General features: G+C 62.8%; 1 protein-coding gene. It reads right to left on the reverse strand.

Translation table 11 applies throughout. The features are described from left to right. Positions 1–133: 133 nt before the first annotated feature. Positions 134–11,080 carry a hypothetical protein gene (locus tag ACXJLH_RS27950; RefSeq protein ID WP_457447671.1) on the reverse strand — a complete coding sequence of 3,649 codons (10,947 nt, stop codon included), beginning with the start codon at positions 11,078–11,080 and terminating at the stop codon, positions 134–136. Between the last annotated feature and the right edge of the window lie 12 nt (positions 11,081–11,092).

Here is an 11,092-nt window from a genome sequence, read left to right on the forward strand (position 1 = left end):
TCTCTCCACGAATTGGAAGTGTCCGACGCCGCAGTGCAGGCAAGTCAACTCCGTGCGTCCATTGGCCTTGAACTCGTCATAAGCCTCGTGCGCGCGCTTGTACTCGGCATCATTGAATTTTGGGAGCGAGATTTCAGAAGCCATAAAGCATCTTTCGGATGGTTGGGCTCATTTTGACGGCGACTCCAGCATCCTGAGCGCGCTGCATCGCGTCTCGCACAAGATTAGCTTGCTCTACTTCCGTGAGGGTGGGCACATTCCTGGCCGCCCAATAGCTCGCACGGAACTCGTCGTTCCACGCCCCCGCCGCCACCCTTGTGTCGATGTATTCCATGTGCCCCATCTCATGGGCCAGCGTCTCACGCACCGAGAGATTGGCGGTTGGGTGCACGCTGTCAGAGAGCGTCGGGAATACGTCGCCCCGGATGTAGACGACTCCTCTGTCAGAAGCGCCTGTGAACGGGCCTTCATTAAATCGGAGCACTCGCGGGTCGCCACCAATACTCGTCCATTGCTCGGTGACGTGGGCAATTTCGTCCGGCGTGAGGATGCGGTCTCGCTCGCCGCGTAGCGGACTGCCAAGACCGCTGACTCCTCTGGTTTCGGCTCCGGCAACATCACTTGCATAGGTGGCTCGCGCCGCCGCATTGGCCTCAGCCCCTTGGAATCGTGACAGCGCCAGCTCCTCAGCCGTGACGACGGGGCGCAAGCTCACCGAGCCAGGAATGACCGGCGCCGTGCCAACGAACGCAGAGGCCCCGTTGCTAACGAAGTTCAGCGCCGCAACCACCTTCTCGTCGGTTGTCCTGGCCAAGTTGAACTGAGCCGCATTCTGACCAGCTTGCCGTGCGTAATACGGCACATTGAGAAGGCCGCGTCCTGCTTCCTCAGCAAGCATGGTCGGAGCCATCAGCGTGGCTCCAACAAGCCCGATACCGCGCTCATACCAAGGTGCGTTTCTATCCTTCAGCATGCCGACCGCTTGCTGATAGCTGGACGTCACGAAGCCCGGTGCGAAGTGGCCGCTGTGGTCCAACTCAGGCAATGCGACTGCGCGCTGGCCCGCCACCTCGACTCGCTGGTCATCCCGCAGTTGAGGCAACGCCTGACCATGCAGGTCAATAGGGGTAGGCGGCGCTATAGGCGTGCCGGCCGCAGCGGCTTGCACCGCCAAGGCGGCGCGCCTTGCGGCGGCCTGCTCTGGCGTCAACTCCACACTCGTCCAGCGACCGTCGGCACCCTGCTCGGAGACGGTGACAAAGTCGTCCTGCACAGCCGAACCGGAGGCGCCGTTCGGCGCCGGGTAGCGGGCTAGCAAGCGTCGGGTTTCGGTGTCGTCGGTTCCCCAGCGGCTGTAGTCGCTGGACTGGCTGGCCAGACTCTCGCCCAACGCATTGCCAAGCGTGCTTGCAAACACAGTCTCATAGCTCTGACGGTTGCCCGTGGAAAGCGACCGCGCAACCAGCCCAGCGGTCGCGCCTCCCGCAAACCGGGCCCCGAAACCGTTGCCGCCAACCGCCGAGCTGGCGGCAGAACCCGCCCCCGCACTGAAGGCGCTGATCATCACGGTGCGCCAGCTCCAGTTGCCGCGCAACGCTTGACTCGTGGCACTGGACGCTGCACCGGAGGCGGCGGCCTGCCCGGCCCTGGTCATCCAGGAGGCGCTGCTGTCAACCGGAGATACCGCTTGGCCCGCATAGGCTGCCGCAGCCGCAATCGCCGTGCTCTTGTAGTCGTACTCGCTCTGGCCCGTGAAGCCGGGGGGATGTGCCAACTCGTAGTCGAACATGTCCTTTGTGACCTCGCCCCCAAAGGTCGAGAACACGGCGGGAGCGAGAACGTTGAATTTCGCCATGCGACTGCCGCCACCGCGCAGCAGGTCGCCGTAGTCCAACCTGCCGTTGAAAGCAGCCGCCGAATACTGGCGGGCAGCGTCGCCAGCAGCAGCGCCTGCCATCGGATTTCGACTCAAGATGGTCACAACCACGGCCACGATGGCTCCAACGATCATGCTCGCTGCGCCGCATTTGTCCTTGGGCGGCGGCGGCACCGGCATGGTCGGGTCGGTGCGGCCGATCGCTTCACCCGCGTTGTACGGCCGCCAGGTGGTGGAGTTGTTGTGGATGTTGGTGACCTTGTTGGGGATCACCAGCACCTGCCCAGCCTTGAGAAAAGCGCTGGCCGGCAGGCCGTTGGACTCGGCGATGAGGTACCACATCGCGCGGTCACCCCAGAGGCCCTGGGCGATGGAGGCCAGCGTCTCGCCATCGCTGCGCACGGTGTAGCTGGTCCCGGCCGCACCGGGGTAGTTGTCGTTGATGGGTTCGTAGTTCTGGTCGAAGTCCGCCGTGGAGGCGCCGTGGTAAGTCTGGATGTAGGCGGCCTGCCCCGGGCCCCGGTCGGCGGGTTCCACATAGAACCGCCTGCCGGCCACGCGCTGGTAATAGCTGCGCTTGCTGCTTGACGTCTTCATGGCCAACTGCTCGGCGTAGCTGACGCGCTGAACGTCTTCTGGCGTGTCAGAGACATCACCGATGCGATGGTCGTCTGCGTAGTAGAAGAAGTGCTGGCTGTAGCGGTAATTTGAGGCCGACGAAGAGCGCCCGCGCTGCAGGATGAGGCCGCTGGCGGTGGTGGTGTAGAGGTTGTCGATATAGGCGACCGAGTCGTAGGTGCGGGTCAGGTGGCCGTTGTAGTCGTAATAGAAGTAGGTGGTGCCCGAAGCTGATCCGGTCGGGGTCTTGACGATCAGCGACTGCTGGGCACCGTCCCAGTATTCGTAGGTGTAGCTCGTTGTGGTGGTGTTGCTCGGCGTGCTGGTGGGTTTGAGCACCGTCCTGGCCAGAGCACCCTTGCCGGTGGTGCTGTACGCAGAATCAGCCACCGTGTTGCCGGTAACGGCATTGAAGTAGCTGAAGTCGAGCGTGTAGTTCTTGCCGCTGTCTTTGCCGTCGAAGAAGCGTTGTTGCACCAGGCGGTTGTCGCCGTCGTAGTCGGACTGGGTTTCCTGGTTGTTGACGAAGTCCTTTTGCTGGACCGTGCGCCCCAACTCGTCGATCGCCCGGGTGGTCTTGAGTGCCCCGCCCTGCTTCGTGTTCTGCAGGTACCCGTCGCTGCTGTACTCGTAGAGCTCGTTGACCGTCTGGCCGGCGTACATGTATTGAGCCGTTGCCCGTCGGCTCAGCTTGTCATAGCCGATCATGATGCCGTCACTGCCGGTCTCAATCTTGACCGAGGTGTCGCCGATGCTCGAACCGCGACGTGCATTGATGAAGCGGCTGGTATCGCTGGTATTGGTGCTGGTCGTGGAGAGCTGGCCCTTGGTGACCGTGAAGCGGTTGAGCGAGTCATAGGCGTACCAGAAGGTTTGCCGATCGCGTATGCCGGCGGCACCATCCCAATACACGCTGTCCACGAGGCGGCGGTTGCCCACAGCGTCGAACTCGTAATGGATGTCGTAGAACGGCGCAGGCATAGTGCCGCCCGTCACTAGGCGCGTGTCCTGGGCCCGCACGATGCGGTTGAGTTCGTCGTAGGTGATGGTGCCGTTCTGGTAGGCCACGGCTCCTTTGTCTGCGTTCTTGCCGCCCTGCGAATCCAGCTTGAAATAGCCCTCGTAGACGCGATTGCCCGCGTTGTCGTAGGCGTATTCCGCGCTGAGCAGCAACGAGTTGTCGCGCAGGCTCTGGATATAGCCATTGGCATAGTAGGTGTAGCTGACGTCCTGGATGCGTTCAGTGCTCTTGGTTTGTGTGAGCTGGCCTGCGCTGTTGTACGTGTAGGTGAAGGTCGCGTTGTTGAGATCCTTGTGGCGCGTGGTGTTGCCGAAGTATTCGATCTCATCGACCAGGCTGCGACCATCGGCTTGCAGCGTTGTCTTGATGTACCCGCCGCTCTTGGCAATGGCAGTCAGGCCATTGCCAGCGCTGACGGCACCACCCATGGCGAGGATGGCACCGTCTGACACCTGCTTGAGGCTGTAGCTGTACTCCGTCTTGGCGCCGCCCGCCGTCACCGTCTTCACCACGCGACCCATCGCGTCGTAGTCGGTGGTGGTGGCGAGTTGCTGGGCCTGTGGCTTCTTGTTGTCTTCCGCATTCACGAAACGGATGCGCTGGCCGAGCTCGTCGTAGGCGTAGCTGTCTTTCAAGTCCCCGACGTTGCCGATAGTGCCGTTGAGGTTGTAGCGCTGGGCGTTCTTTCGGACGGATGCTGTGAGGCGTCCGATCGCGTCGTAGTCCTGCATCACGACGTTGTCGTAGGCATCGGTGACCTTGCGCACATCGCCGAAGATGTCTCGCCCATAGACCGTCTTGCCGCCTGCGCCGCTGCTGAAGGTATCGGCATTGCCGCCGCCCGCATCGAAGGTCGCTGCCGCGCCTTCTTCGTCACGACCACCCGCCACGTACTGCGTGCGGCTGAGCTTGCCGTTGGCATCCGTCGTGGTGGTGTGGCGCCCCAGCAGGTCGTAGCCGTAGTTCGTGACGGGACGCGCGCGGTAGCGGAAGCCGTTCTCGGCGGTGATGAAGGTCTCGGGATCGATCTTGGCGACCAGCTGGCCCAGCACGTTGTACTGCAGCGTGGTGCGCGCGGCCGCAAGCTGCTCAGCCGTCAGCGCCGTGAGCGAAGCGAGGCCCCTTGACGCGCGGTCGTCATTGATCGCAGCGAGCATGCGTTCGGCCACGCGCTCATCACGCTCTTCAACGATGTCGCCGAACGCGTTGAAGGACTGCACGCGTGTGATCGTCACACCGGGTTGGTTCCTGAGCACCGTGATCTCCTGAAAGACCTGCGGTGCGGCAGACCCACCACTCATGACCAGCTTGAAATGCTGGAACAGCGGGTTGCCGAGTTCGTCCTGCAGCTGATAGCCGCTGGCATTCAACAACTGCAGGTCCAGCTCGTAGGTGGCCGCCCCCTGAGGCAGGACTTGGGCGTCGAACCAGAAATCCGTATGCCCTGGCATTCCTGGAACCGGCTCGGTATAGGTCCCGTTCAGCACATATGCCTGACCGCCCAAGTAGAGGCGCGCATAAGACACATTGCGTCCCCAGATCGTGAATCCGACGGGCTGCGCCGTCGGGTTATTAGCCGGCGGGCTAACGTATATTGTTCCATCCGGATAATAGTCAATGTTGACGTACGCTGAACCAGAGGCGGAACCGGATTCTCTGTACTCCAACTGCAGATGCCGAACCCCGCTGATGGGCCGCAATGACATCGGGCCATACGTCCTGCCGTCCGGCCACCAGCGAGGACTTGTCGCCATACTGATAGTCGCTGGCTGAGGGAATCCATTGCCATTGTTGGCAAGTGCAACGCTTGAATCTTGCACTGCCCCCGTGTCTCGGTCCTTCAGCCAATAGTCATAGTATGTCCAATTCGGCCGGGCGGGATTCGGAGGAATGGATACATAAGCCTCAGTGCGCCACACCTCACCGTCCGCTTGCGAGATTGGCGCAATGGTAACCTGCCCAGTTGCATCGACGGACACCAAGGCATACCCCATCCCACGCACATCTCCGTCAGGAGAATCTGAAATAATATATTTAATACATTTCGAGCCCTGCGCCTTGAGAGCGCTCACATCCCAAACATATGAATTGGAGAATGCTGTGTCGGCGGAGTTGTATCCCCAATAAGGGCCCACGTTGGCGCTCTTGGCTTCCGCCAGCGAATTGAAGATCCCCTTGAAGAACAAGTGTGACCCACCAAAACTGAAAACTAGTTTTGGCTGCGCCCCGCTGACCGGTGAAATGCTCGCAGCAGGCAAATAGCCGCCCTGCACACCGCTCACCGCTGGCGCTGCAAAAGCCTGCACCCACTGCTTCTGATACAGGGTTCCCATCGAGACGGAGTTCTTCAGAAACTCGATCTGGGGATCGATGGTCTTGACGAGCAGATTGCGGGAGTTGTAAGCCGAGACGCGGGAGTAGAGCTGGCTGCTGACGGTGGCCTGTGCCAGCGTCATGGACTTGAGGTCCACAAGCGCATCACCGTTGCCGCGAATCTCGCGCGTCATGTTGCCGTTAGCGTCGTAGACGTAGAACTTGATCGCACCGTCGCCCGAGTTGGTCTTGCTGACCTTGCCCTGCGTCGTGTACTCGGCGAACTCCTCCCAGCCGTCGCCAATGCCCTTGGCACTGATTTCGCCGAAGGCGTTGTAGCGGGTCTTGCGGGTGTCCACCGCCGTGGCCTTGTCGCTCTCCCAGCGCTTCTCCACGATCTGCCGGCCCGCAGCGTCGTAGTCGTAGCTGGCGATGACGTCACGCTTGGTCGTCAGGTCCGAGCGGCGCACATCCTTGCTGACGTTGCGGCTCACGTTGCCATTGGCGTCGTAGGCGTAGGTCGTCACGGCGCCGCTGGCATCCGTGCTCTGCTTGAGCAGGCCGTTGACGTCGTACTCGCTGAGCGTGATGCGGTCGTCCGTCTCGACGGCGGTGTCCGTGCCCCGCAGGATGCGTCGCTTGACGTTGCCCAGGCCGTCGTACTCGGTGTCGGTGGTCGGGCGAACGTTGGCGTTCAAGTAGTCTACATAGCCGGGCGCTTCACGGTGGATCTCGCGCCCCAGGCCGTTGTATTGAACATCCGTTTGCTCCCAGGTTTGCGTGGTGCCAACCAGGGAAGCGAGTTGACGCGTCACCGTGACGGCGCCCAGACCGTTGTATTGGTACTGGGTCGTTGCAGCGGTCGCCATCCGGGTGCGCGTGCCGCTGGCGTCGATGGCGTCCTGCGCCATGTTTAGGATGCGTTTCTCAGTGACCCGATCGAGCCGATCAAGGCTGTACTCCGTCGTGCGGTTCTGCTCGCCGGGAAACACGAACTGATTGGCGATGACCGTCAGCAATGGAGCGGGATCGTTGGTCGCAGTGGCGAGCCCGATCTTGTCTGCCTGTCGACCATAGCCGCCCACGAGCATGGTCGCGTACTTCGTTTCCTTGGTGGCAACCCCGTTTGCACGCCCGTACTCCCAAGCGACTGCAGCGCCGCCAGCGTCGATGCTCAGCACGCGCCGGCCGTTGCCGTCGAAGTACTCGAAGCTGGAGTTGCCGCGCCCGTCCTTGCGTTCGGTGAGATTGCCCACCGCGTCGTAGAAGAGTTGCTGCAGCACGGTCTTCTGCGGCGTCAGGCCGCTGATGACGAGGTTGGTACCGTCGCCGCTGCTCCAGGAGTAAAGCTTGTCCAGCGACGTCTCGATCTTGCGGTTGAGTGCGTCGTAGCGCATGCTCAATGCACGATCGTTGACTGCATCAGTTGCCGGCACTGGCGCCGCGCCCGCGGCATCGATGCTCACACCGTCGGCAATGCGCGTCGCATAGACGGTCTGCCCCACCTGATTGCCCACCGCGTCGTAGCTGAAGCCGCCCGCCACGCGGTCAGCGCTGATCTCCAGCACCTTCTGGTTGAGGGCGTTGTAGTAGGCCACCGAGCGCTTGCCGCCGTTGACCGTGATGCCGTCGGCCTGGAGCTGTCCATGGCCGACCTGCTCGATGAGGTTGCCACGGGCGTCGTAGCGCATGGTGTCGGCCGGGGTGACGGTGGTCTTGTTGCCGGCACTGTCGGACGCTTCGTACGCCATGCCGATGCGCATGGTGAGACGGTTGGCGCCGTCGTAGCGCATCTGCGTGGTGCGCTGTTCGGGCAGCCCCTTCGCCTCGATGCTGGTGATGCGGTTGCCGCGGCTGTCGTACTGGTATTCGTTGACGACGGCCTGCAGGGTGCCGGCACCGTCCTTGGCTTGCACGGGCAGCGTCTCGGTCAGCACGCGACCGAGCCGGTCATAGGTGTAGGTGACGGTGTAGCCGAGCTTGTTCTTGACCGTCAGGCGCTGGCCGTAGGCGTCCAGCGCATCGGTACCCTCGACGTAGTTCTCGGCGTCGGTTTCCTTGAGCAGGCGGTTGTTGCGGTCATAGAGGCGACTCGTGGCGTGGTCGAGCGCGGCGTCGGTGAGAACATAGGTGCCGCTGCCAGGCGCCGTGCTGGCCAGGATGACCGCCTGGCCCATTGCGAGGACACCCTGCACCTTGGCATCCATGCGCGAGGTGCTCTTGAGGTTGCCGAACGCGTCGTAGCCGTAGACCGTGAGGTAGCGCTCGGCGTCGATGGACTGCAGCAGGCGCCCCAGCTTGTCGTAGACCTGGTAGCGCTTGTAACCGCGCGCATCGGTGATGACGCTGGCATTGCCGAAGGCGTCGTAGTCGGTCTGGGTGATACCACCGAGCGCATTGGTGGTCGTCTTGATGCGGCCATTCGCGTCGTAGGCGTATTCGGTGGTGTACGCCTTGAGCAGGGCCGCCTGGTCCGCGGATCTTTCTTCGGCGCTCAGCGTGGACAGGTCCGACGGGAATCCAAGCCGCACGCGCTCGGCCTTCTCCCATTCACCCGTGCCTTCGGCCAGAGCCACACCGCGGGCATCGATCTCGTGCCACAACCGCCCGAGATTGTCATAGTCGAAGCGCGTGGTACTGGCCTGAGCCGTGCCATCAGCGCGGGTGACCGATATCTGCTGTCCTGCGGCATTGTAGCCATAGCGTGTGGTGCTGGACTGGCCTGACACGTTGCTCGCCCGCATCTCGCTCGCCAGGCGGCCGGCGGCGTCGTAGGTGAACTGGGTCTGCACGCCATTGCCGTCGGTCTCAACGCTCAGGCGCCCGGCGCGGTCGAGTTCACGAGCCACGCTAGTCGACGCGCCCAGGCCGGCGAGCGCGGCTGTGAAGGTGTTCAGCGCGGGGGCAAAAGCAGCAGGCGTGTAGCTGCTGCTGCCACTCAGGCGGCTGGCGTACCGCAGCGTCGTTGTGCGGGCGTTGGCGTCGTCGTAGCGCGTTTCGGTGACGTAGCCTTCCGCATCGACTGCGAAGCGCTGGCGGCCCGCCGCGTCGTAGGCAAACTGCGTGACCCGGCCTTTGAGGGGCGGAATCTCCTCCATGTTGTCGATGTAGCTGACCGTCTGACCAGGCGGCAAGTTGGCCGCACGCAAGATGGCAAACTCAGTCCGAACGGACTGCCAATCCGTCGTCGGCTCGACAATCGTTGCCGCCAAGCCACTGGCGCGCGACGTGCCTTTTTCATAGACAAAGACGCGCGCGCCGGTGGCAGTCGACTCCATCTCGATGCTGTACGTCTTGCCCGGAACGTAGACCCCGATGTCCACCTCCACAAACGTTCCGGCGGGTAGCTGTCGGCACTGGGTATAGACGTGGCCGTTGCTCTTGAAAATCAGGGCCGCTCGGCTCATGCCACCAGCCCCATCCTTGAGCATGATGTGCGTCGTCTGCTGAAGGTGAACCGGCTGATAGTCGAGTTTGAGTACCGACCCCACCGGCATCTGCTTTGGGCTGGTCATGAGAGCCCAGCCGCCGTCGGGCAGCGGCTCGCTGACCAGCTTGAGCCGCCCGACTTCCCAGATGCCGACGGAACCCCCGAGCCCGTCCATGTCCCTGTTGAACTCGCGTTTTGTTGGCGAATAGATCGCCGCGAGGTCAGCCTCGCTCGGCACCGTGCCGACGCTCCAGGTCCAAGGCTGCTCGTGCTCCACGCTCGCCACGATCCGGCCTGCCGCGTCATAGCGCCGCTCGCTCACGAAACCTTCTGCGTTGACGACGAACCGCTGATTGCCAACCTTGTCGTAGGCGTAACGGGTGACGTGATCCTTGGCATCGACCTTGACCAGCTTTCCATAGATCGCGGAGGCCGACATGCCCACGCTGACCCCGGTGATGATCTGCTCGTACCGGCGTTCCGACACGACCCGATTGGCGCCGTCGTACTTGCGTTCCGTGACCTGCCCCAGCGCGTCGACGCTGTAGATCAAACGGCCATCGCCGTCGTAGGAGTTGATGCTGAGTGCGTCGGCGGTGCTGGTGCCCAGCGCATCCAGCGCGGTGCGCAGTTCGTCGTAGGTCTTGGTGGCCCAGCCCGCCGAAAGCGTTGTGGCATAGGTTCGGATGGCCGTGACACGGCCTTCACCGTCGTAGTCATATCGCGTGACGTTGCCCAAAGCGTCAACGCTGTAGCGCAGCCGGTCGGCGTTGTCGTAGCTGTAGCGGGCCGTGACGTTGTTCTGCGAGTCGCGTTTCAGCGTGAGACGTCCGGCCGCGTCGTACTCGTAACTGGTCTTGAGCTTCAGGCCCTCTGGGTCGACGGTCTCGGACGTGCGTCGGCCCAGGATGTCGTATGCATAGGCCACCTTGCGGGCGGATGTCGTGCCGGCGCCGTCGATGACGGTGAGCACGCGGCTCTGGGCGTCGTAGCTGTAGCTGGTCTTGAGCTTGAGCCCGCCGGTCACGTCGTCGACGATGACGTCGGCAAGTTCACCCTTGGCGTTGAAGACCTGCGTCGTGACGGTGCCGCGAGGGTCGGTGATCTTGAGCTTGCGCCCCTGTCCGTCGTACTCGTAGCGGGTCTGCAGGTTCAGCCCCACGCCGTTGACCAGCGGGTCCACCGTCTGGGTCAACACGCGGTTGGCGGCGTCGAAGCTGTAGCTCGTCGTGCTGGCGGTCCCGTCATTGATCGGGGCGCCGCCGGCATTGGCCTTCAGTCCTTGAACGACCTGAATGAGGTTGTCGTTGGCGTCGTAGCCGTTCTGCGTGACATTGCCGAGCGCATCCGTCACGGTGAGCAGGTTGCCGTGGGCGTCGTAGGCGTAAGTGGTGGTCGCCCCGGCGCCGTCGGTGACTTTGTAGACCTGCCCGTGGCGGTTGTACTCGGTGATGACCTGGATACCGGCAGCCGTCTTTACCGTCAGCTTGCGATTGACGGCGTCATGGGTGTAGGTGACGGTGCTGATGGTGCGATCAACACGGGTGACCATTCGATCCAGCGCGTCATACGTGGTCGATGTGGTGCCGGCCGGCCCGGCGATCGTGATCTTGCGGCCGGTGCCGCTGTCGCGCAGATAGGTGTACTGAGTGATCCGGCTGAGTTCGTCGGTGGTGTTGTAGAGCCGACCGAGAGCGTCGAAGGTCGCGCCCGTGATCACGGCGCTTGCCAGCCCCGGGCCGCTGCGTTCGGTTCGAGTGGCGTTGCCGCGCCGGTCGTAGCCATAGTCCAGCGTGAGGCGGCGCGCGTTGGCGGTGCCCACAGGATCGATGTC

This window comes from Roseateles sp. P5_E4, from assembly GCF_054049255.1.